The sequence below is a fragment of the Bacillus sp. FDAARGOS_235 genome (genome assembly GCF_002073415.2).
Classification (GTDB): Bacteria; Bacillota; Bacilli; order Bacillales; family Bacillaceae_G; genus Bacillus_A; species Bacillus_A toyonensis.
This window is the reverse complement of the sequence record NZ_CP020437.2, coordinates 135,874-158,105: the sequence shown is the minus strand read 5'-3', so window position 1 is coordinate 158,105 and position 22,232 is coordinate 135,874. Positions and strand designations below refer to the sequence as shown.

The 22,232-nt window shown below is 32.8% G+C and carries 26 protein-coding genes and 1 pseudogene; 11 read left to right on the top strand and 16 right to left on the bottom strand.

Annotated features, from left to right (window positions below; translation table 11 throughout):
- Nucleotides 1–141: 141 nt before the first annotated feature.
- Nucleotides 142–912, bottom strand: a complete 771-nt coding sequence (locus A6J74_RS02370) for a GNAT family N-acetyltransferase (RefSeq protein WP_000638747.1) — start codon at nt 910–912, stop codon at nt 142–144.
- Between the two features lie 346 nt (nt 913–1,258).
- Here A6J74_RS02370 and A6J74_RS02365 point away from each other — a divergent pair.
- A pseudogene (locus A6J74_RS02365) lies at nt 1,259–1,450 on the top strand (isochorismate family cysteine hydrolase YcaC); the annotation flags it as partial.
- Nucleotides 1,451–1,836: 386 nt separating this feature from the next.
- On the opposite strand, the gene A6J74_RS02360 reads toward A6J74_RS02365, so the two are convergent.
- Nucleotides 1,837–2,616: a BC_2878 family exosporium-associated protein gene (locus tag A6J74_RS02360; protein WP_000340387.1), complete on the bottom strand. Its 780-nt coding sequence runs from the start codon at nt 2,614–2,616 to the stop codon at nt 1,837–1,839.
- A gap of 255 nt (nt 2,617–2,871) precedes the next feature.
- Between A6J74_RS02360 and A6J74_RS02355 the strand changes: the two genes are divergently transcribed.
- Entirely contained in the window at nt 2,872–3,192 is a 321-nt protein-coding gene (locus A6J74_RS02355; RefSeq protein WP_001062729.1) for a hypothetical protein, read from the top strand.
- 55 nt (nt 3,193–3,247) lie between these two features.
- Here the strand turns inward: A6J74_RS02355 and A6J74_RS02350 are convergent, their stop codons facing one another.
- The 5 genes from A6J74_RS02350 to A6J74_RS02330 form a co-directional block, all read right to left on the bottom strand.
- Nucleotides 3,248–4,783 (bottom strand): MDR family MFS transporter, encoded by a 1,536-nt coding sequence (locus A6J74_RS02350; protein ID WP_000229598.1) that lies wholly within the window; start codon nt 4,781–4,783, stop codon nt 3,248–3,250.
- Between the two features lie 24 nt (nt 4,784–4,807).
- Nucleotides 4,808–5,515 (bottom strand): hypothetical protein, encoded by a 708-nt coding sequence (locus A6J74_RS02345; RefSeq protein WP_000401015.1) that lies wholly within the window; start codon nt 5,513–5,515, stop codon nt 4,808–4,810.
- An 18-nt stretch (nt 5,516–5,533) separates the two neighbouring features.
- Entirely contained in the window at nt 5,534–6,244 is a 711-nt protein-coding gene (locus tag A6J74_RS02340) for a polymer-forming cytoskeletal protein (RefSeq protein ID WP_001258574.1), read from the bottom strand.
- A gap of 13 nt (nt 6,245–6,257) precedes the next feature.
- Nucleotides 6,258–6,881, bottom strand: a complete 624-nt coding sequence (locus A6J74_RS02335) for a YhbD family protein (RefSeq protein ID WP_000106212.1) — start codon at nt 6,879–6,881, stop codon at nt 6,258–6,260.
- 159 nt (nt 6,882–7,040) lie between these two features.
- Nucleotides 7,041–8,777, bottom strand: a complete 1,737-nt coding sequence (locus tag A6J74_RS02330; protein ID WP_000470187.1) for an ABC transporter substrate-binding protein — start codon at nt 8,775–8,777, stop codon at nt 7,041–7,043.
- A 101-nt stretch (nt 8,778–8,878) separates the two neighbouring features.
- Between A6J74_RS02330 and A6J74_RS02325 the strand changes: the two genes are divergently transcribed.
- Nucleotides 8,879–10,120: an MDR family MFS transporter gene (locus tag A6J74_RS02325; protein ID WP_001016147.1), complete on the top strand. Its 1,242-nt coding sequence runs from the start codon at nt 8,879–8,881 to the stop codon at nt 10,118–10,120.
- A gap of 241 nt (nt 10,121–10,361) precedes the next feature.
- Here the strand turns inward: A6J74_RS02325 and A6J74_RS02320 are convergent, their stop codons facing one another.
- The 9 genes from A6J74_RS02320 to A6J74_RS02280 all read right to left on the bottom strand — a co-directional run bounded on the left by A6J74_RS02320 (nt 10,362) and on the right by A6J74_RS02280 (nt 15,543).
- Entirely contained in the window at nt 10,362–11,027 is a 666-nt protein-coding gene (locus A6J74_RS02320) for a YjgB family protein (protein WP_000643632.1), read from the bottom strand.
- A 263-nt stretch (nt 11,028–11,290) separates the two neighbouring features.
- Nucleotides 11,291–11,500 carry a hypothetical protein gene (locus A6J74_RS02315; protein ID WP_000834516.1) on the bottom strand — a complete coding sequence of 70 codons (210 nt, stop codon included), beginning with the start codon at nt 11,498–11,500 and terminating at the stop codon, nt 11,291–11,293.
- Between the two features lie 169 nt (nt 11,501–11,669).
- Entirely contained in the window at nt 11,670–11,816 is a 147-nt protein-coding gene (locus A6J74_RS02310; protein ID WP_000959555.1) for a hypothetical protein, read from the bottom strand.
- A gap of 184 nt (nt 11,817–12,000) precedes the next feature.
- A complete protein-coding gene (locus A6J74_RS02305) occupies nt 12,001–12,396 on the bottom strand; it encodes a hypothetical protein (RefSeq protein WP_000844594.1) in 396 nt (131 codons plus the stop codon).
- Between the two features lie 92 nt (nt 12,397–12,488).
- On the bottom strand, nt 12,489–12,731 hold the full coding sequence (locus A6J74_RS02300) for a GlsB/YeaQ/YmgE family stress response membrane protein (protein WP_000638302.1): 243 nt from the start codon (nt 12,729–12,731) through the stop codon (nt 12,489–12,491).
- A 164-nt stretch (nt 12,732–12,895) separates the two neighbouring features.
- Complete coding sequence (locus A6J74_RS02295) at nt 12,896–13,861, bottom strand: nucleoside hydrolase (RefSeq protein WP_001223668.1); 966 nt, start codon at nt 13,859–13,861, stop codon at nt 12,896–12,898.
- Nucleotides 13,862–13,938: 77 nt separating this feature from the next.
- Nucleotides 13,939–14,127 (bottom strand): DUF3970 family protein, encoded by a 189-nt coding sequence (locus A6J74_RS02290; RefSeq protein ID WP_000621879.1) that lies wholly within the window; start codon nt 14,125–14,127, stop codon nt 13,939–13,941.
- Between the two features lie 69 nt (nt 14,128–14,196).
- Nucleotides 14,197–14,982 carry a class I SAM-dependent methyltransferase gene (locus A6J74_RS02285; protein WP_000031294.1) on the bottom strand — a complete coding sequence of 262 codons (786 nt, stop codon included), beginning with the start codon at nt 14,980–14,982 and terminating at the stop codon, nt 14,197–14,199.
- Between the two features lie 192 nt (nt 14,983–15,174).
- Nucleotides 15,175–15,543 (bottom strand): hypothetical protein, encoded by a 369-nt coding sequence (locus A6J74_RS02280; protein WP_033657361.1) that lies wholly within the window; start codon nt 15,541–15,543, stop codon nt 15,175–15,177.
- 485 nt (nt 15,544–16,028) lie between these two features.
- On the opposite strand from A6J74_RS02280, the gene A6J74_RS02270 reads away from it, so the two are divergent.
- From A6J74_RS02270 to coaW, 8 genes are all read left to right on the top strand, one after another.
- Nucleotides 16,029–16,181 carry a YqbF domain-containing protein gene (locus A6J74_RS02270; RefSeq protein ID WP_073990761.1) on the top strand — a complete coding sequence of 51 codons (153 nt, stop codon included), beginning with the start codon at nt 16,029–16,031 and terminating at the stop codon, nt 16,179–16,181.
- A 163-nt stretch (nt 16,182–16,344) separates the two neighbouring features.
- Nucleotides 16,345–16,779, top strand: a complete 435-nt coding sequence (locus A6J74_RS02265; RefSeq protein WP_033659265.1) for a hypothetical protein — start codon at nt 16,345–16,347, stop codon at nt 16,777–16,779.
- Between the two features lie 282 nt (nt 16,780–17,061).
- Nucleotides 17,062–18,264, top strand: coding sequence for an MFS transporter (locus A6J74_RS02260; protein WP_000269231.1), 1,203 nt, complete (start codon nt 17,062–17,064; stop codon nt 18,262–18,264).
- A gap of 154 nt (nt 18,265–18,418) precedes the next feature.
- Entirely contained in the window at nt 18,419–18,712 is a 294-nt protein-coding gene (locus tag A6J74_RS02255; RefSeq protein ID WP_002093668.1) for a hypothetical protein, read from the top strand.
- Nucleotides 18,713–18,897: 185 nt separating this feature from the next.
- Entirely contained in the window at nt 18,898–19,263 is a 366-nt protein-coding gene (locus tag A6J74_RS02250; RefSeq protein ID WP_000760383.1) for a hypothetical protein, read from the top strand.
- Between the two features lie 395 nt (nt 19,264–19,658).
- Nucleotides 19,659–20,858 (top strand): LL-diaminopimelate aminotransferase, encoded by a 1,200-nt coding sequence (locus A6J74_RS02245; RefSeq protein ID WP_000222656.1) that lies wholly within the window; start codon nt 19,659–19,661, stop codon nt 20,856–20,858.
- A gap of 56 nt (nt 20,859–20,914) precedes the next feature.
- Entirely contained in the window at nt 20,915–21,313 is a 399-nt protein-coding gene (locus tag A6J74_RS02240) for a 3-hydroxyacyl-ACP dehydratase FabZ family protein (protein ID WP_000547668.1), read from the top strand.
- 83 nt (nt 21,314–21,396) lie between these two features.
- Nucleotides 21,397–22,218, top strand: a complete 822-nt coding sequence (gene coaW / locus A6J74_RS02235; RefSeq protein WP_000442513.1) for a type II pantothenate kinase — start codon at nt 21,397–21,399, stop codon at nt 22,216–22,218.
- Nucleotides 22,219–22,232 lie beyond the last annotated feature (14 nt).

The following is a 22,232-nucleotide window of genomic DNA, read 5'->3' as shown; positions in this document are numbered from 1 at the left end:
AATCTCCTTATTATTGAAATAATCATTTTATCCCCTAATATTTCCATAGGAGTTTTTAACAATGCTATCGAAACATTCCAGTCATTTGTCTTTCCCTTTTTAAATTCTTTATTTTGTACAACTCTTACAATCTCTGCTCATTCATCTATTATCCACAAAATAAGTATCATACGCCTTATCAAAAACATATCCTAGCTTTTCTGCTAGTTTGGCAGATGTCGTATTCGCTGCATCCCAGTTTGGGTATTTTCCCTTTTCTAAACAATCCAATATTAACGCTGCACTCACTACGGTCGCCAAACCTTTTCTTCTATGGTTCAGATCCGTCGCAACTTCAATTTCTATCCCCTTATCGTAAATACTATACGAGGATGCACCGCATATAACTTCTCCATTATACAAAATGCTATAACCTATACCTCGATTTAAATAATCTTCTACCGATTGAAATTGACTTGTAAAGTCTTCAGAAAGCTTATGTAGTGTAGAATTATTTGCAATATGCTCATCTATTCTTCTTAACTCGTATCCTTTTGGAAGTGTTGATATAAAAGATTGTAATTTTGAACGGTCAAAAACTTCCGAATTACGTTTGAATTTATAGCGTAAAAACTTATCTATTTTTCTTTCATAAAATGTTTCTAAACGCTTTTTCCATTCTTCACTATTTACGATTACTAACATTTTTTCAGGAATATTACGTAATAACTCTTCTGTTTCTTTCACATTTGGATCTCCAGTATAAAATGTGAAAATCCCTACTGTAACTTGTGCTACTGTTGGATTTTCAAGATCGTTTACCCAGGCTCTTCCCATATGTCCTTGTAAATAAGAAAGTAATATAACATTATTAAAATCTTCGAACATGGAAACTAATTTTCTTCTAGTATATATATTCGCTTCATATATCATTTACATTCCTGCTTTCTACAAATCAATATAACTCTACATTTTCATGAGGTAACTTATACCCTTTTTACACATCCATTTATTCGGCATATAAGCAAACACCTCTTAGACTTAACTTTCATATAATTATAAATTATTCACAAATACAAAATCATTATAACATCAAATCAAAAAATAAAAATTCACTTTTTCAATTTTAAAATATATATCTTATTATCCAAATAAAACATATTTTTTGATAAAATTTTAACATATACCCAATCCAGTCGAATCACTGTAAGATTGATTTATAAATAAGCTTTTTAAGGGGGATTATAAAACGACTGATTTCTATTCTCGTCTTTCAAAAAGTGATGTCGCTCTTATGCGTATGGCTCATGGCGGGGTTCAACTAATGAACTGGTTTAGCATTGCAGCAGAATTACAGTGTGACTGGCGAAATGATGTTGAAGGCTTTGGAGCTTTACTTGCTAAACACCTTCCAAGTTATCAAAATATCATAGGAAGCTATATGGGAGCTCAAAAGGAATTTAGTAAATAAATTACTCAACTTTTGATTAAACATGCTATCAAGTTTGGATAACTATGTAAACACAATAAAAATAGCAACAGCTATGTACATAATTAAGAAAAGGGCTGCTTCAATAGCCCTTTTCTTAATTGCTTTATCAATATTGTATGCTCTTCCGTCACTTTATTTAAATCAATTACATACTATTCCCCTAGCTTTTCTGTAATAGCTTCTTTCATATTTTGCTGCAAAAGACCGCATTATAGGAGATTATCCATAACAAATCATAGTACAACTAACCACTCTATTTACTTCTAACACCGTACATACGACAAAAGTGATTTTCCCGCCGCTATAACGCTCCTATTATATGTAAAAACCCTCCTGTATTTTAAGAGGGTTAATCAATAGATACGTTATAACTCCTTCTTAGAAATAAAGGATTCCGTCTCACCATTTTTATATACTTTAGTCAATTTAACAACTGATTTGTACGTGTTATCATCATCGTTTATCATTTTTTTTAGCTCTTCTATTTCAGCATTACCAGTTCCACTCTCTATTTTTAAGCAGTTCGAAATGGAAAGGTATCCGCTTGATGCCAATATAAAAATAAAAATCGTATCAGGAAAATTAATAAATAACAACCCGTAGTTTAAAGGATCTCCAGCTGGATGTGATAAAAGCAGTCGAAAACCTACCAGTTCAGGCACTTGAACGAAATCTTTAGAAACAATTGCCTCACCTACTATAGTAATTTGCTTTACTACATTCCCGAGTTCATCTGTAAATTCAGTACATCTAGGTGGATTAATTGTGGTTGCTTGGAAAGACACATTTAATTCAGGATTGTTAAAATCAAAAAAGATTGTACTACCCTCCGTTAAACATTGCGGGCAAACATTTCCTAGCAAGCTAAAGTCCTCTTCAATAAATTTAACTTTCGTTTTACAACTACACACTTTTCCTATTCGAATCGCATCAATTTTTGAACAGTCTACAAATATTACCTCATTGTCTTCTTGTACAAATGATACAATGCCCTTCCTCTTGTTAAATGAAAGAAAATAAGATACATCGATTTCGTTTCCAGCTATTACGATACTTTCAACTTGAGTAAAAGGTTCTAGACTTTGTAAAAATTCACATATACTATTTTGGCAACACCCACAATTTCGTTTCGGCTCGCAATCCACTTACATTCAATCCTTTCCCTATATGTTTTTATCTAATACATATAATATGAGCGGAAGATAAGAAAAGGTTGGACAATATAATATTAACGTAAGGAGATAGTTAGCTACTCATTAGGTTAATAAGGGATTTACACCAATAATAAGTAATAACACATATTTTTTACTATAAATACATATAACAATTTCATCTTTCATGAAAAAAACGTTATAATAAGGTGTAGCCTCTACGATTACGTTATAAAGGAGATTAAAACAATGGCTAAAATTAAAGTATATCAAGCAAAAGAAGAAAATATGGACGCAGTAAAAAACATCATTGATGTTGAGGAACAAAACCCAACTGCTGAAAACTTACAAAATCTATACGCATGTGTATTAGAAACTGAAGATATGGCATTGCCTGAATCATACATTGAAGAAGATATCTTAATTGATTCTATGGAAGTTATGGTTAATGCTTCTCAAAGCAAACTAAGAGACTTAGGTACATATGATGTAATCGAAGTTCAAAACAAAGGTAAAAAAACACAAATTTTATTATTAGCAGACGAAGAATACGAAATCATCGAAGGCTAATCTAACACCGTACATACGACAAAAGCTCCTTTCAAATTTGAAAGGAGCTTTTTCATTAAGATTTTGATGCTTCACTCTTTATATTCTTTTGTTCTTTCTGAAATACCATGCGTTCATTTCCCATAAAGAAAATGAATACGAATGCTAAAACAGCTGGTACCAATGCCCACATGAATGTTTGAACAATTGAACTAGAAAGAGCGTCAATAATTTTATCTAATATTTGTGGCGGAATTTGAGATCTAGCCGATTCTGATAAAATGGCTCTTGAATCTCCTACAGCATTTGAATTCATTCCCCCGCTCATACCTTTAAATGCTTCTTCTAATTGATCTTGGAAACCTGTTCTTTGGATCATTCCGAAGATGGTAATACCAAGTGTCATACCTAATGAACGAATAAAGTTACTCGTTGAGGTCGCAGATCCGCGCTGTTCCATACCGAAGTTGTGAATTGAAGCCATGCTTAGTACAGAGAATGAGAAACCAACTCCGAATCCGATAATAATCATGTAAACCGTTAATAATGCCCGACTTGTTTCTGGCGTTAACGTGCTTAATAAGAATAATCCGATTAGCATAATAACAGCAGAAATAATCATAATGTTTCGGTAGCTAAGCTTTGTCGTTAAAAATCCGCCTAACTGTGCTGTTACGACTGACCCTAACATCATCGGTAAAAGTAACAATCCTGAGTTTGTTGCAGTCCCACCATATACACCTTGAATAAATAACGGAATGTACACAGTTGCTGACATAAATGCAGCTCCGTAACATAATGCAATAATTGTACTCATTCCAAACAGACGTTGTTTAAACATCTCAAATGAAATGATTGGCTCTTCTACTTTTCGTTCGATATAAATAAATGCGATTATTAAAATAGCGAATCCAGCAAATAAACTTAAAATAAAGCTAGAATCCCAATCATATTTTTGTCCGCCAAGTTCAAGTGCAAACATTAAAGAAACTACTGCACCAACTAAAGTAATTGCGCCGAACCAATCAATTTTTTGTTTTTTATGAACTCGTGATTCTTTATAAAAGAATGTAATAAAAATAAGTGCTAAAATGCCAAGCGGTAAGTTAATATAAAATACCCAGTGCCAACTAATATAATCTGTAATATATGCGCCAAGTAATGGCCCGAAAATACTTGATAATCCAAATACTGCTCCGAATAATCCACCCATTTTCCCACGCTTTTCAGGTGGAAAAATATCAAACACGATAGTAAACGCGATCGGCACTAATGCCCCGCCGCCAATACCTTGAATGGCACGATAAATGCCTAATTGTGTAATATTTTCAGCAGTCCCACAAAGTGCCGAACCAATCATAAAGACGATTAAACCGAAAATAAAGAATCTCTTTCTTCCATACATATCTGATAGTTTACCGAAAATCGGCATACCTGCCATTTCTGCGACCATATAGGCAGAAACGACCCATACAAAGTTTTCAAGACCTCCTAAGTCACCAACGATCGTTCCCATCGCTGTTACGACAATGGTATTATCCATTGATGCCATTAAAATACCTAGCAATAAGCCCGCCACAATAAAGCCAAGCTTATTATTCTTCTCAACCATATCTCTTGCTCTCCCTCGCATTACTTATATTTGTTTATGTTCTTTTACGACTGCATTACCTTTTTGGTTAAAACTAGTATGATATTCCACAACACTAATTTCACAGCCAGGACCAATGGTAACGTTGTTTCCTCTTACTACTTCAGCAATTGTATGTTCTAAATAAATATCATCCCCTTCAACAATTGAAGTTTGGAGGTTTCCAGCATGACTAGTAAAAGGAATAAATCTTGATTTCTTACGCACTGTAATCTTTTTGCCACCGATTTCTCTTACTTTACTTCCTTCATAACGAAGTGAGATTTCAATATGTTCAGCATTAAGCAAACCATCACTTTCAAGACCACCAGTTAGTGATAATTCTTCTACTTCAATATCTCCCTTCACATTTAAAGCACCTTTCACATCTACGAAATCACCTGAAAACTTCCCTGTAACATCAATCATACCTCTAATTTTTGTTTTTTCAATATGAGCATCACCATGCATTTGTGTATTACCATATACTTTTACATATGCTGCATCTACATTTCCTTGTACTTCACTATCTCCATACACGACATAGTTTTTAACTTTCATATTGCCACGCACATCACTTGTGCCATATGTTTTAAACTCATTACAACTCATATCATTCGCAATTGTCCCTTCACCGCGAATCTTCACTTTGTTATAATCTCCGCCCGCTGAATTACCAGAACCATTTACTGTGAGACTATGTTGATGTTCCATACTGATTACCCCCCTCCGTTAAACTTGCTTAATTTCTTTTACATTTGCGCTTTTATCAACAGTAATAACACCGCTATATTCAATCAGTTCAATCTCACAGTTCGGTCCTACTGTTACATTGTTTCCTCTTACTGTTTTTATGTGAGCATAATCAATATCGATATTGTCACCTTCTAACAATTCAGCTTCTAACTGCAAGCCAAATACTGATTTAAATAGTCTACTAAATGTACTCAATCTATGTCTTACTTTAATCGTTTGGCCACCAATTTCTTTCGCTCTACATGTACCGTGAATATTTATATTAATCTCATCTGCGCTTAATAAACCACCGATTGTAAATTGTCCTTCTGAAGAAAAAATATCAACTTCACAATTCCCATCAATCGTCGCTTGACCGTTGATTTTAAATTCTTCACCCTTAACGTTTCCACCTATCGTACCTTTTCCTGCAATTTTTAAACTATTCGCCTTTACATCTTGTGTAATTGTTGCTTTCCCATCAATTCGCATCGTTTCTGTATTAACTGTACCATCGACTTTACCTGATCCACTAATTCTTGCGTTGCTACTGTTCAAATCACCAGTTACTGCACCATAACCATTACATTGAAATTCATCACATTCAACATTTCCGTTCACAGTGCCTTTTCCATTTAGTTGTACTTTATGAAATTCACCGCCATTGGATGAACCGTAACCATTTATAATTAAATTTTCTGTACGCATTATTTCTCCTCCACTACAACAGTTTAGTTTTTAATGCTTCGGTATACTTCATAATCGCTTCTCGTAAAATAATCTTCGTTCCCTTTTCAAAAATTAAATCCTCAATATTCGATACTAAGAAACATGTAGAAATCCCTATTTTTCGAATCATAACTAAATCACAATTTTTATGTTTGATTGCTTCATAATTTTCTCGTAAAACTTGCAGAACCATTTTACCTTCTTCTAAACTAACTTCTCCTGATTGTAGTAACTCTTCTAACATATACACATAAAGAATATCTACAAATCGAAAGTCTGCCGTTTTGTTCGTTTGCTCAATAAAAAATTGTAAAACAGGTTCTGATGTAATCCCTTTACGGATGAGATCTTCTTTCGTTAAAAGGATTTCTGTCACACTCGGTGAAAACATATTTGCTAATTCATCTAGTGATAAATCTTCTTTCATCGTTTGGATTTTATCAATACGCTCTAAAATCTTTTCTTTCGGAAAAAATGTCTCTTGACCAGTAAATGTTGACTTTCGTACAAACCAATCTTCCGGAATTAAATTTTTTCTCTTCCACCTATATAACTGTCCGTATGAAATACCTGTAAGCTCTAATAATTCTTTTTTTGAAATTAAATTTGTACTCAACTGTGTAACACTCCTTCCTAATAACAATGTAACATAACACTGTTACGCTGTAAATGGAATTATACTACAAGTAGCGTAACAATGTGTAAAACAAACTTCTTTCACATAGAAAAAAGGCTCTGACACATCTTCTGAAAAATGCGTAAGAACCTATATATATCAAGACTTAAACCATATTTCATAAAAATCAATCCAACCTTGCGAATTAATCATTATATTTTGTACTTTTTCATGAGTACTTACCTCTTGTTTGTTACGATATAAAGGAATAATATGAATTTGACGTAACAATGTGTCCTCAAGATCGCGTAACAGTGTAACTCTTTTCTCTACTTGTTCTTGTTTAAAATAAGGGGACAAGATTTCGTGAAAGTTCATGCTGCTATGCCCATGAATAAAACTGTTTTTTGTCAGAAACATATATAGCAAACTATCTTCTATTCGTTCACTAATTGTTGCGCTATCATGCATGATATCAGCTTTTTGTATCGTACTTATTTGCAATAGTTCTTCTATTTCAAGAAAATTAATCTCTACACAAATTCCATACTTCGCGCACTCTTTTTGTATCCATTGTGCATCTTCAACGTGATCTCGTCCTTTAAATGTATACAGTTGTAGCACTTCATTATGATAAATACTTCTTTTCATTAAACTTTCTATATCTTCCTCTATCTCTACTATGCTGGCCTTTGCTGATATTAGTTCCTTTGCCACTTCTCCACGTTCTCCACCGAGTTCTTGAACGATTATATCGCCATGAATGATTTTATATAACGCTTTCCGAAATAACTTATCTTGCATTGGTCCTTCTTTCGTAAGATTGCATGTTACATAAGTCACGTTCGACTCAAGTCGAGACAGTTCTTTATTATGTTTCTCTTTATCTTTATACTGTGCCTTTACTAAAACATCATATGTATCTACACTTTGTTCTACATTCCACAACTCAACGCGATCTAGAAAAGGTCTCTCACGAAAATATAAATGATGCGCTTCCAGTATAAACAGATCTTCATTACTTTTGTATAACTGAAAAGGTCCTGTCCCCATTAATTTTCCTGCTTCATCTTCACTTACGATAGAACACTGTTCTAAACTTAGCATATGTAAAAACATCATATTTTCCGTATGTAATTTAATTTCTAAAACATATTCACCTACTGCATGAAAACTTTCCACATGCTGTAACATCCATGCGTGCGGGTTGTCTACAGCTGTCATAAATCGATTCAATGAATATATAACATCATGTGCAGTAAGGCGTTTTCCATTATGAAAGTGAACTCCTTTTCGTAAATAAAATGTCCATATTTTTTCTTCATCATTATATTCCCAGTGAAAAGCAAGTCTCGGTTCAATAGCAGTTCTTTCTTCATTGATATATACGAGTGTATCAAAAATATGTTTAACCATATGACATTCCGAGCGCATTGTAGCGTAAACTGGATCTAAAGCGATGTCCAGATTCATTTGTACTTGTAAACGGAGTACATCTTTTCTCCCTTCAGAAGTCATTTCAATTTTATGACCAAACATAGAATCAACCCAAGACTGGTATTCTCCCTTTACTGATGGAAAATGTGCGCTATAGCGTTCCACAAATGAGATCCCGCTTTTCACATTCCCTTTTTTCGTTATTTCTTTTCCTCTATCTAAAATCAATGGTGCCGGATTCTTTTTAAATATTAATTTAGAACGATTTCCTCTCCCGCGACCTGGAAACCAAGCGATCCAATGTAACTCTTCTAATTTTTTTATAATTAATTTACTATTACGCTCTGTACAAAATAAAGTTTCAGATATATTTTGCACTGTTATCTCTAATTGTTCTCCTTCTCGTTTCCCTTTCCCATAGGCAAACCATAATTCAATGTATTGATCTAAAATAAACATCATAATCCCCCTAAAAGGTGAAAAATACTCCCTTTTATTTCTACCCTTTTTCCATTTCTCCTTTCATCTTATCATTTCAATATAGAAAGGAGGAAATCAAATTGAACCATCTCTTACTACGTTACAATAAACCTATTATCATTAGACTGTGTGGTGAATTATTAACCCGAACAACGGAATCAATGTTAACCCTCATTATGATTATATACGTTAATAAGATGTTAAACGGCAATATAATGATGACTATGCTTATTTTCGGACTACAACCACTTTCAGACATTGTCTTTACACTTATTGCTGGAGGCGTTACTGATAAATATGGGAGAAAAAAAATTATGTTACTCGGCCTATTGCTGCAAGGTGTTGCAATCGGTAGTTTTATTTTTGCTCAATCCATTTTTATATTTGCACTGTTATACGTCATTAATGGTATTGGTCGTTCTTTATACATTCCAGCTCAACGTGCGCAAATTGCCGATTTAACAAAACAAAAGCAGCAAGCAGAAATTTTTGCTCTCCTGCAAACGATGGGAGCAATTGGATCCGTAATCGGTCCTTTAATTGGTGCTATCTTTTATACTACTCACCCTGAATATTTATTTATGATGCAAAGTATTACACTTATGATATATGCAATAGTTGTTTGGACGCAGCTCCCAGAAACTGCTCCAGCAATTACAACGCCAAAACAAAAACTTGAAGTAGCATCATCTCCAAAACAATTTGTACGCAAACATTACGCTGTATTTGGACTTATGGCTTCTACACTTCCTATTAGCTTTTTCTATGCACAAACGGAAACAAATTATCGTATTTTCGCAGAACATGTATTTCCGAATTTCGTATTCATACTCGCATTTATTTCAACTTGTAAAGCCATTTTGGAAATCATTCTACAAATTTTCCTCGTAAAATGGTCTGAACGATTTTCCATGACGAAAATCATCCTTATTTCTTACGCCTGCTATACGATAGCCGCAATTGGCTACGGGCTTTCAGCAACAATCTCGTCACTATTTTTCACATTACTCTTTTTAGTCATTGGAGAAAGTATTGCTTTAAACCATTTATTGCGATTCGTTTCAGAGATCGCTCCTACAGATAAACGTGGATTGTATTTTTCGATTTATGGCATACACTGGGATATATCTCGAACGTGCGGTCCTGTTATTGGTGCAGTATTATTAAGTAAACTAAACGGTAATATGCTATTTTATATTTGTGCATGTTTCTTAATAGTTGGAGGTATTGTTCAGGCACTTTTTGTTCAAAATTTAGAACGTAAAAAAATAAAGGGAAATGTCCAAAAAGATAATTCGCAACATACCCCTCAAGTTTTATAGGATGCTACTTTTTTAATAGATCGATATCTCTTATTGGATGAATTATAAAAAACGTTATCCTTCCCTATAAATCTATAGGTAGATAGCGTTTTTTTACTTACTTTGTATTTTTTTCAAAAATATAATTGAATTATTTCGCCATATGAAAGTATGTATCATAAGGTCGGAAACATACCTTGTTTACAATTGAATACACCTCACTTTTAAAATAATTGAGGTGTTCTGGAGATTATTTGATTTTTTATCCTGCCATTTTATTAATACTATCCTCTGGCGAAAATACCGAAATATGATATACCTTACCGATCAATTTTGGAATGATGAATTTTAACTCGAACTGATTGTTTACTTTATATACATATATTTGATCTTCACCATTTACTTTAACTGAAGTTGGTTTTCCTAACGCCTTTTCAATTTCTTTTAATGTAATTGACTTTAGTTCTGTTTGATATGAACGTACATCAAAAACTTGTGATCCTTTATTAAAACCGAAGACAACATTTTTATTTGTAAAGGTTGCGTACATTCCGCTCCCTGCTTGTTCTGTTTTATCTGCTTTCCCCCATGCTTTTTCTATTTCTTCGATATCTCCTGTATGAGCAGCAAATGGAACATTAGGTACTTTCCCATCTTTCGCTAGTTCAAATAATTCTTTAACATAGTTAATTGATTTTTGGTTAAGAGTTGGACTTTTTGAATCTGGCCCTGTTGAAGGTTTTGTTGAATCTTGATTTTTGGGGTTATTCGCTGACTCGTTCTCTTTTTGAGGTGCAGTTCCTTCATTCTTTTGTTCCGTATTTTTTTCAGATGTTGGGTTCGTCTGTTTCTTTTCCTCATTATTCGTACAAGCCATCAATGTTAATACACATGTTAAAGTGAACAATATTCTCAAATGCGCTTTCATATTTTACTACCTCCCATTCGTAAACACTCTATAACATGATTTTTATCTCACATTGATTTCAAACAGGTTGAGATGTGTTGTTTTTCCTTACTATACACCTTCTCTTCTTACATGCTTTATCCTTCTTCTATCACCTTGAATAAAGTACGTCACAAAAACGCAAAAAACCAACAGAAACTACGTAACATTTCCCTGCTGGTCTCATATTTTTAAGGTTTGAAATTTAATTACATCATTTCTTATTAGTAAACATATGATTCTCTCTACTCTTGTTTTAATGAAGTTGTATAATTTTTCTTTATAATATCTTTTATATGTATGATAAACGATATAAGGAATATCACTGCTAATACACCATTTATCCAATAATATGTATTTTCTTCTGTGTATTTATTATAAAACGATTGAACATTAAATAATAACAGAAACAGAGAAAACAAAGCAGAGCTTGCTAGCATGCCAAAACTTTTCACGAAATTCACCTCTTTTCTAAAATTTATGACCTTTATAATAATACATTTATATAAAAAGATTTTCAAATAGCAGATGAACTTATCTATACTTTAGTATAAATTAAAAAGAACCTGAAATAATACAGATTCTTTCCAAAATAACATATGTAGATAAGCTTTAAAAGCAAAACTAAGAGGTAAGCCTTACTTTCTTTACGTATGTAGAAATCGTACTTTTTACAGTTTCAAAATTATGAGCAAATGTATTATCTCCACTCAGTGCCGTTATACATGTTAAACTTGCCGCTTTAATAAAATGTTTTACATCTACAAGCATTGAATTAGCCCCCATGAATTTAATTATGCTTATTATAACAGATGTATTCCGATTGAAACATGGAAGAAATAAACAACCCTTCGGAAAATTCCATTTCCCCTCAACTTTTTAGCATACAACATACATGTACCTTTATTATATAATTAAAAAGCTGTCCAATATTGGACAGCTTCAAATATGTATATTACACTTCGATTGACTTACCATCTTCTACAATATGATAAAGTAAGTGCGCTAAATGATGAATTGGACCATATTCTTCCTCTTCTTCATTTGTTTCACCTTGGAATTCAAGATCATTTAAGTATAATGCTAAAAATTGATAGTATAATTGCAAATCAAATCCGTAGCAAGCACTTGGCTCTTCGTGATCTCCTTCATATTGTAACATTAAGTATTGATCATTTCCTTCTGCATCTTCTGCGTCAAAGAATACGAAGAAACCAACGTTTGTATCTAAATCAAATAGATGACGAGTACCTTTTTCTGTTGCTTTATTGAAGTCCTCTTCACTTAATTTATGTACTGTTGTCGCTTTTGCATTATCTTCTTGATGGAAATTTACTGTATATGATTTCAATGCTGACACCTCCTGATTGTATAACAGTAGCATAACAGATTAGGCCATATAATTCAAAGGGACTGCTTACAAATGTAAACAGCCCCCTGTATTCATTTTCGCATCGCCCGGAATATAAAGCTTACGATGAAAATCAAAATAATCGCACCTATTAAGGCTGGAACAATCGCATATCCACCTATAATAGGTCCAAATTTACCAAGTAACGCTGTACCAAGCCAAGAACCGACAATACCAGCAATAATATTACCAATTACACCGCCAGGTACATCCCTTCCAGTAATTAAGCTTGCAAACCAACCTAATATACCACCGACAATTAAAGACCAAATCATATGATAACCTCCTTTATAATTCACCAATCAAACTATAATCAGAAACAATTGCTTACCATTAGTTATGTTTCATTTTTCATAAGTTATTCATACAGCTCAACTATTAGATTATTTGAGAACGAAGCTCACTGGACAAATGATTTTACAACTTCACATTTTACATATTAGGGACAATCAGGCTTTAATATCGTCCTCATAAATTCTTCTTTAAAAACTGGATAATTAAAACCAACCGCAATTTTTTGTACAGGCCTATTATCAAACGTGATTGGCTCAGCTATTTTTCTAAAATCCGCAACACTTTGTCCTCTCGTTACATCATTCGTCGTACTAATCCAAACTGCTGATTTTTTATATTCAAAAATATCATCATTTATAAACGAAATAAACGGCAGTAAATCATGAATAGGACTCCCAGTAATACCCGGGTATTCCTTTTTATAAAAGTTCTCATAATAAAAATCGATCATTGGTTTAATGAGTTTCGCCTGCCCCGTTCCTTCTTTATTAATAATATCAAGCATTTCAGGAGTAATAAGCGCAGCCTGTGTTACATTTAACGGATATATAGTAGCGTTCTGCGCATACTTCATAACAATATTCGCCGCAATTGGATCGCCATAAAAATTCGCTTCAGACACGGGTGTAACATTACCTGGAAATAAGAAAGCGCCTCCCATAATATAATAAGAACAAATACGATTCATTACATTTGGATATAATAAAAATAACGTTGCAAGTGTTGTTAATCTTCCTGTCGCCACAATAACTATATCTTCTGGACAAGGCTCAATTAATTTAATTAATTCACAAAAATTTTCCCGTTTACAAATTCTCATTTCAGGTGGAATAATTGGCCCTAAACCGTGATCCCCATGAATTTCCGGGAAGAATAAAGGCTCTTCAGCTGTCATTGGTCTAGCTGCACCTTCGATGATTTTCACTTCTGTAGCATAGTATTTTTCTAAAAAATATACATTCTCTGTAACGATTTCTCGCGATACATTCCCATACTCTGCGACAATTCCTATAATATCTAATTTACAAGTTTTATTTGCATAAATTAACGCAACTGCATCGTCAATACCAAAGTCTCCAAAAAAGATAATTTTCTTATTAACAATCCTCACCTCTCTTCAGCATAATCTACTATTATTATTATGTGAAAAAGACAAGGCGGTGAAACGATGCAAACTAAAAAAGCCGCCTATTTATTGGCGACTTCAATCTTTTTATAAGACAAATATGCTAATACATTCTTACTTGAATCGTATTTTGGATTGTTTCCTTTTCTCGGTTCTCTCATATGCGTTTTTTCAAATCCAGGAATGTCCGGCATTTTCTCCATAAATTCAAGCATTTCTTCTTCAGTTCCTTCAATACGTACGCGAATCATTATTGCAATTCCTCAATTCTCATTTTCTCAGTACTAAGTATAACGCACTTTGAAAAGACTTCAAGAAATTTATCTTTTTAATGTTGTACTTTTTTTACAAATAAACATAGCCATTTCAGTATAGAACGACTTTACTTTATTATTTTCAAATAGAATATGAAAGTATTCCTTCATTTCGTTTGGTGTTTTCATCATACACTCTGTTAATTTTTCACGCTTTTGCATAGGTACTTCCAGCATGTCACACCACCAGTCGAAATCAAACTTTTTATCGAAAGTGAAGCATGACTGCATTTGCAAACCATTTTTTTCTAATAAAGTAATCCATTCTGTCTTTTTCAAAGCTCTTTCATGACTCGGATCACGCTTTTTTTCTATAAAATTATAAAATGTATCATATTCATTATTTTCTGGCGAAACATTATCTATTAAAATAAATAATCCATCATCTTCTAACGTTCGATTTACTTCATAAATAAATCGCGTCGGATTTGTAAAATGATGTGCTGCAATCCTGCATGTAATTGTATCAAATGCTTTATCAGCAAATGGCAATTTTTCAGCATGTCCAACGATAAAAGATACATTGTCATGCCCATTACCTAAAATGAATTTTTTCGCATTCTCTAACATTTTTTCAGTTAAATCTAATGCAACTACTTCTTTAAACAATGGTGCTAATAAATTTGCAACATGTCCACCACCAGTAGCAATATCAAGAAGACGATTATTATGACGAGGTTCAACTTGTTGAACTACATATTGTAAATCCAGTCCTTTAGCATGAATTTTACTTTTTACATACTTTTCTGCATTATTACCAAACTGTTGTTTCATAAGCTCTTCCTTACTCATTTTATCATCTTCCTTCTATTGTTATTAATATATATGATTCATATAATAATTAAAGTTCTCTTTATGTATTTTCAAATCCTCTTTTCAGCTCACCTCTTGTAATACAGACAGACCATCGTCAAAATGATATGAATATTACTTTAAAACAAAAAAGGTTATGGGAACTAATCCCCTAACCCAACTAAATATCTATTACATTTTTATTTCCTCATATATATCTATGTAATATAAATCCTCTTTCAACTTCATAATAACTTCTACTTCATTATAAGTAGCCTCTCGAGCATGTAAACCAAATTGATTCATGCCAATCCATATCCATCCAGGTGTATGATGAAGTATATCGATATTAAAACCATCTAACTTAGTAAGCTCCGATTTAATAAATGTATCTTTAATAGCGATTTGTTTGTCTATTAAGCCATATTCTTTTCCATTTTCAAATAGCGATATAATTTTCCCTAAAATCGGATGTTCCCGAACAATAAAATGATATTCCCTTTCATCTACATTCGCCACAATCAAACGAAAATCAGATACATCAGTCCCAAAATTCGGCATATTCATTTTTTCACCCCCTTAATTAGCTTCACTAATATCATAACAAATGAATATTTAAATAAAATTAATAAAATGTAAAAAATAAAAAAGCTGACTTCCCTTTAGGAATCAGCCTTTATATTTTAGTTACCTTTATACTTTTACAACCTATTACAATGTTTCCTTTTCCTCATCATTTCCAGAAACTAAATTTCCTATAGCATCTGCCGTTACTTCTACCACAAATTCACAAATACCTGCTACAACTTCTCCAATTACTTCATCCATCTTTTTCCCTCCTTATTTTATGTAACTTATTTGTAGTATAGAAGAGATTGGTTATTTTTAACTATCGGAAAAGGTGACAAAAACATTACAGATTTGTAAGCTATTTCAACATGTTAACATTTTTACTTCTACCTTTTGAAACCCAAAGTATGATTAACAGGTATATAGGCCACCATAATATAAAGCAAGTAATACATTCGATAGAGGAGGCGTGCAAAATCTATTACGTAAAATTAATTAAAGGAAAATCATTCTATGCGTTTGATCATCGTTACTTAGTGTCTGAAGAAGAAGAGGTTTCAGAAAAAATTTATAATTACTTACTACGTAATGAATTTTTCGAAGTTCGTAAAGAAGAATATTCTGCTTAATGTAGGAAGGGCATCAAGAAATAAACCACATACTCGTGGTTCTCTTCTTGATGCTTTTATATTATTCCCCTATATTCAACCCTATTCTATTACTATCTTCTAATATACGTCCAATCTAATCCGTCATTACCTTCATATTTTAATATATGAGGAGGTGACAACCATAACTCATATCATTGATTACCAAGCTATTCAGCCAATAAATAAAACTGACACAACTACTTTTACAATTCCCGATTCCCCAAACAAAGCAATTCTAGCAAATATTGAATTAAAAATTCCAATAAAAGATTCACGTGATAATCGAGGAGAATTAATTGCTACAGTTGGAGTTAAAGGTATAACTGATATATCACAAATATTGTTTAGGGTTTTCCGTAACAACATTGAAATTTTCAACACACAAGTAAGTATTAGATCTACAGATTCTGAACAATATTACGTTGAAACATTTCAAACAATTAATAAAAATATAAGCTGTGGGATTCACGAATACACTTTAACTGTGGAAAATTTAACAAGTGCTGCAAGTGCAGATGTTATTGGCCCCCTCACCTTTAGTGCATTAGCAATTGGACAAGGTCATAATAGTTATTAAGCAACTCTATTTACAATAGTGTATTTTAGAAAAGTGAGACGTACTATTACGCTCTTGCTTTTTTTATTTTTTATATGTAATTAATTTAAAGTTCATTTTATTTTTAATGCTTATTTCATCAACTCATAAATCCAATTTTCGCCAAATCAAAAAGATTGAAATCCACTAATGAAACACGTAATATAGACTCTGACTCTAAAAAAGTTCGTAAAAAAATACTACATAAATAAGGAGGTTTTATATACGAGTTTTTCACTTTAAAAGACGGAGAGGTTTTACATTATGTGGCGTAATAAAAATGTTTGGATCGTTTTAATTGGGGAGTTTATTGCTGGTCTAGGTTTATGGCTTGGTATTCTTGGCAACTTAGAATTTATGCAAAAATATGTCCCTTCTGATTTTATGAAATCAGTTATATTATTTATCGGACTATTAGCAGGTGTTATCGTTGGTCCAATGGCTGGTCGGGTCATCGATCAGTATGATAAGAAAAAAGTTCTTCTTTATGCTGGGTTTGGTCGGGTTTTAAGTGTTATTTTTATGTTTTTCGCTATTCAATTTGAAAGTATAGCCTTTATGATCGCCTTTATGGTTGCACTTCAAATTTCAGCCGCATTTTATTTCCCTGCATTACAATCTGTAATTCCACTCATCGTACGTGAACATGAGTTATTACAAATGAACGGTGTACATATGAATGTTGGTACAATTGCTCGTATTGCAGGTACTTCACTAGGTGGAATTCTTTTAGTTGTAATGAGTTTACAATATATGTATGCCTTCTCAATGGCTGCATATGCTCTATTGTTCCTTTCAACTTTCTTTCTACAATTTGAAGATAAAAAATCAACAGTGCCAAGCAAACAGGCTGCAAAAGATAATAGTTTTATGGAAGTATTTCGTATTTTAAAAGGAATTCCTATTGCTTTCACAGCACTTATATTAAGTATCATCCCACTATTATTTATTGCTGGTTTTAATTTAATGGTTATTAACATTAGTGAAATGCAACATGATCCAACGATTAAAGGATTCATATATACAATTGAAGGTGTTGCATTTATGTTAGGTGCCTTCGTTATTAAACGTTTATCTGATTATTTTAAACCTGAAAAATTACTATATTTCTTCGCAGTTTGTACCGCTTTTGCACACCTTTCATTGTTCTTTAGCGATATAAAATGGATGGCTCTTACATCATTTGGTTTGTTTGGCTTTAGTGTCGGCTGTTTCTTCCCTATTATGTCGACAATTTTCCAAACGAAAGTAGAAAAAAGCTATCACGGCCGCCTCTTCTCATTCCGTAATATGTTTGAGAGAGTTATGTTCCAAATTGTCTTACTTGGAACTGGCTTCTTCTTAGATACGATTGGGTTGCAATATATGGTTCTCATCTTCGGAGTCGTTTCGTTGTTGATTATTTCTATTTCCCTTTCTAAACAGAAACATTATGAAAAACAACCTTCGCAATCTGCGAATTTATAACGTAAACATTATTGGGCATGGATTCAGTTTTATACTGGGCCATGCCTTTTTGTTTTATAAAAAACCATTTAATATGTTAAGTGAAACGATTTAAAGGAGTCCCCCTTTCGCTTTCGAATATAGTATATAAATAATAAATAAAGGAGTTGCGAAAATGTATGATGGCATGCAGTTATTTATTATCTTTATTTTTGTAATAGTTATATTTAGCATCCTAAACTTTTTAACCATTTCCCTTTCTCAACATAGCTTTAAAAGGCGAATTGTGGCAGGTTTCGTTTTCTTATTGTTAACTCCCATTGTCTTTTTGACTACTACAGCATTCGCTTCTATATTCGATAAAAGTGGATTTAGCGTAGGTACGTTAGCCTTTATTATTGCAAGTGTATATATTTTAAATGGAATAGTCATCCTACTTTCCTCCTCATTTATCCTCAAAAAGGCATAGCAAAAATTATACTGATAGGCATGAAAAACTAGTATTACGGTAAATTCATGTCTTTTATTTTTGCTATGCTTTTCCCAATTTTTATGTGAAATTAAGTAATTCTTTAAAAAAATTTAAACTTTATTTATTACAATATTTCTATCGTATTCGCACGTTTATTAGCCATAATAAGAAAGGAGCACAAAATGAAAAAATATCTACTTATATTTCCTATACTGATCGTTTTACTTAGTGGCTGCAACAAGAATGATATATACGGTTCTTGGGAAGTCGTTGACAATAAAAACGGTGAATGTCCTGTATATTATAAATTTGAAACAGTTGTCAAAAAAGAAAATAAAGAGGAAATTGTTCAAAATTTAGTAGAAATGCAAACTACAAATAAAAAAGAGGATTTATATAAAGGTTCATTTGTCAAAAATTCTAATGTATATCACATTGATTATGGCAACTCATTTACATCAGATCAAACTTTAAAGGTTGTCGATGATACATTATTAAATGTATATTTTTTGACAGCTGAAAAATTATGTACATATAAAAAGAAATGATTACATTTCAGATGAGACGCAGGAAATATTTTCTGCGTTATTTCACTTTAGAAAGCTTTCTCAAAAACATTTCCCTCTTTTTAATCTTTTAATTTGAATGTATAATTGCTTAATAATCTAAATAATTTCACTGTGAGGTGCTTATTATGAGAAGTTTAAGTTCCTTACTTATATCAACAATTTGTCCCGTCATCCTAATCCGCGTAGAAAGATATAATAGACATTTCAATTAACCATTCTAGCCTATATACAGCTTCCTCTTTCAAAATAGACTAACCCTTCCTCTAAATTTGTCAATCGTTTTAATTTTCATAAAAAAGTGATAAAATGTAAACATGTGTTTTCAGAATAATTAAATACGTAGAAAGAAAGCACTGTTTTTAGGAGGGGTTTTGATGACTTACACGTTAGCAACTAGAATGAAAGCATTCCAATCTTCTATATTTAGTGAATTAGGGGCCTATAAAAAAGAGAAAATTGCAGCAGGTCATAAAATGATTGATTTAAGTATCGGAAATCCTGATATGCCTCCTGCTGATTTCGTAAGAGAAGCAATGGTACATACAGCAAGTGAAAAAGAAAGCTATGGATACACATTAACAGGTATTCAAGAATTTCACGAAGCTGTAACTGAATATTACAATAACACTCATAACGTTATATTAAATGCTGAAAAAGAGATTTTATTATTAATGGGTTCACAGGATGGACTCGTTCATTTACCGATGGTTTATGCAAATCCAGGAGATATTATATTAGTTCCTGATCCAGGATATACAGCTTATGAAACAGGTATTCAAATGGCTGGTGCAACATCGTACTACATGCCATTAAAGAAAGAGAATGATTTCTTACCTAACTTACAAGTTATCCCTGAAGAGATCGCCGATAAAGCAAAGATGATGATTTTGAACTTCCCAGGGAATCCAGTTCCAGCAATGGCACATGAAGATTTCTTTAAAGAAGTAATCGCATTCGCGAAAAAACATAATATTATTGTTGTCCATGATTTTGCTTATGCTGAATTTTATTTCGATGGCAACAAACCAATTAGCTTCCTCTCTCTACCTGGTGCAAAAGAAGTTGGCGTAGAAATAAACTCTTTATCAAAAAGTTATAGTTTAGCAGGTAGCCGCATTGGTTATATGATTGGAAATGAGGAAATTGTCGGAGCGCTTACGCAATTTAAGTCTAATACAGATTACGGTGTATTTTTGCCTATTCAAAAAGCAGCATCTACAGCACTAAGAAATGGTGCGGAGTTTTGCGAGAAAAACCGCACCATTTATCAAGAACGTAGAGATACTTTAGTCAATGGGTTCCGAACGTTTGGCTGGAATGTCGATAAGCCAGCTGGCAGTATGTTCGTATGGGCTGAAATACCGAATGGATGGACTTCTCTAGAATTCGCTTATGCATTAATGGATCGTGCAAATGTCGTTGTAACACCAGGTCATACATTCGGACCTCACGGAGAAGGCTTTGTACGTATTGCTCTTGTTCAAGATAAAGCGGTATTACAACAAGTCGTTGAAAACATTAGAAATAGCGGCATTTTTTCTCTTGAAATAATAGAGGAATTAGTTAAAAATTAGTTACTACTCCCCTGCTTAACTTTAGCAGGGGTATTATTTATTGGAGGTACTTTCATATGCACATTAAAGATACACTACCCCATCGTTATCCATTTTTAATGATTGATAAAGTAACAAGTATAAAACAAGGTGAATCCGTGACAGGATACAAACTCATTACAAATAACGAATGGTTTATAAATGATACGCAAAAACATATGCCTCATATGTTAATTGTAGAAGCACTTGCGCAGCTTAGTGCATTTGTAAATACAAGTGACTCTGAAGGATTAGGCTTTCTCTCCTCATTAGATGGAGTTGAGTTCCATGAGAAAGCATACCCTGGTGATAAACTTGATTTACATTATGAGCTAACACGTAACCGTCGAGGGTTTGTTCTCGGTACAGGTACGGCAACAGTTAACAGCCACCCTATTGTAACTATAAAAAAACTATTAATATATCAAGCAGATTAATCACTATTTGATCCGCCCGGGATATCTATCCCACGCCAATTGGGCTTATAAGATAAATATATTACGTAGTTAGGAGTAGGAAAATGGAAAGAACTATCGGTATCGATGCTGGAGGAACATTAACGAAAATTGCTTATATTAATGAAAAAAAGGAATTAGCTTTTGAAAAGTTTTATTCACATGAACAAGATAAAATTATGGATTGGCTTCAGAGCAATAATAGAATGAAACAAATATGTATTACAGGTGGTAAAGCGAAACTATTACAACAACTACTTTCGGATGCATATACAATAGTAGAGCTAAACGAATTTGAAGCTACTCTTGCAGGTGTACGATACATATTAAAAGAAGAAAAACATTCTATAAACAACTTTATTTTAACCAATATCGGTACAGGTACTTCTATCCATTACGTTTATAATGACCATTATATTCGAGCTGGAGGAACTGGAGTTGGCGGAGGTACTATTATGGGACTTTCAAAATTATTAACAAATATTGATCATTTTGAAGATGTAATCCCTCTTACAAACATAGGTTCTAGAAAAGAACTAGATATTACGGTGGGAGATATTTATGGTGGTATTCTCTCTCCTATTGATAATAGTTTAACTGCAAGCAATTTTGGTAAAGCCGCTATTACAGACTCAAATTATAATAGCTCAGATATAATCGCTACTGTACAAGGACTTGTCGGTGAAGTCGTTACTGCATTAAGCCTTCAATTCGCCGAAGCAAAAAACATTGACCATATTATTTATATTGGTTCGACTCTATGTAATAATGTACACCTTCAAAATATTATTAGTAGCTACACAAAATATCAAAATAAAACACCAATCTTTTTACAAGATGATGGTTATAGTGGTGCGATTGGCGCTTTACTTCATGCTACAAAATAAAGAGGCTGACTTTT

Excerpts from the sequence above, each read along its gene's own strand:
- A6J74_RS02250 (WP_000760383.1), top strand. The coding sequence starts at position 18,898 with ATGAAAAAATATCTACTTATATTTCCTATACTGATCGTTTTACTTAGT.
- A6J74_RS02285 (WP_000031294.1), bottom strand. The coding sequence starts at position 14,982 with ATGAGTAAGGAAGAGCTTATGAAACAACAGTTTGGTAATAATGCAGAA.
- A6J74_RS02310 (WP_000959555.1), bottom strand. The coding sequence starts at position 11,816 with ATGCTTGTAGATGTAAAACATTTTATTAAAGCGGCAAGTTTAACATGT.
- A6J74_RS02370 (WP_000638747.1), bottom strand. The coding sequence starts at position 912 with ATGATATATGAAGCGAATATATATACTAGAAGAAAATTAGTTTCCATG.
- A6J74_RS02240 (WP_000547668.1), top strand. The coding sequence starts at position 20,915 with ATGCACATTAAAGATACACTACCCCATCGTTATCCATTTTTAATGATT.
- A6J74_RS02290 (WP_000621879.1), bottom strand. The coding sequence starts at position 14,127 with ATGATTCGCGTACGTATTGAAGGAACTGAAGAAGAAATGCTTGAATTT.
- A6J74_RS02355 (WP_001062729.1), top strand. The coding sequence starts at position 2,872 with ATGGCTAAAATTAAAGTATATCAAGCAAAAGAAGAAAATATGGACGCA.
- A6J74_RS02260 (WP_000269231.1), top strand. The coding sequence starts at position 17,062 with ATGTGGCGTAATAAAAATGTTTGGATCGTTTTAATTGGGGAGTTTATT.
- A6J74_RS02330 (WP_000470187.1), bottom strand. The coding sequence starts at position 8,777 with ATGTTTATTTTAGATCAATACATTGAATTATGGTTTGCCTATGGGAAA.
- A6J74_RS02345 (WP_000401015.1), bottom strand. The coding sequence starts at position 5,515 with ATGGAACATCAACATAGTCTCACAGTAAATGGTTCTGGTAATTCAGCG.
- A6J74_RS02340 (WP_001258574.1), bottom strand. The coding sequence starts at position 6,244 with ATGCGTACAGAAAATTTAATTATAAATGGTTACGGTTCATCCAATGGC.
- A6J74_RS02255 (WP_002093668.1), top strand. The coding sequence starts at position 18,419 with ATGTATGATGGCATGCAGTTATTTATTATCTTTATTTTTGTAATAGTT.
- A6J74_RS02280 (WP_033657361.1), bottom strand. The coding sequence starts at position 15,543 with ATGCCGAATTTTGGGACTGATGTATCTGATTTTCGTTTGATTGTGGCG.
- coaW (WP_000442513.1), top strand. The coding sequence starts at position 21,397 with ATGGAAAGAACTATCGGTATCGATGCTGGAGGAACATTAACGAAAATT.
- A6J74_RS02350 (WP_000229598.1), bottom strand. The coding sequence starts at position 4,783 with ATGGTTGAGAAGAATAATAAGCTTGGCTTTATTGTGGCGGGCTTATTG.
- A6J74_RS02300 (WP_000638302.1), bottom strand. The coding sequence starts at position 12,731 with ATGATTTGGTCTTTAATTGTCGGTGGTATATTAGGTTGGTTTGCAAGC.
- A6J74_RS02320 (WP_000643632.1), bottom strand. The coding sequence starts at position 11,027 with ATGAAAGCGCATTTGAGAATATTGTTCACTTTAACATGTGTATTAACA.
- A6J74_RS02245 (WP_000222656.1), top strand. The coding sequence starts at position 19,659 with ATGACTTACACGTTAGCAACTAGAATGAAAGCATTCCAATCTTCTATA.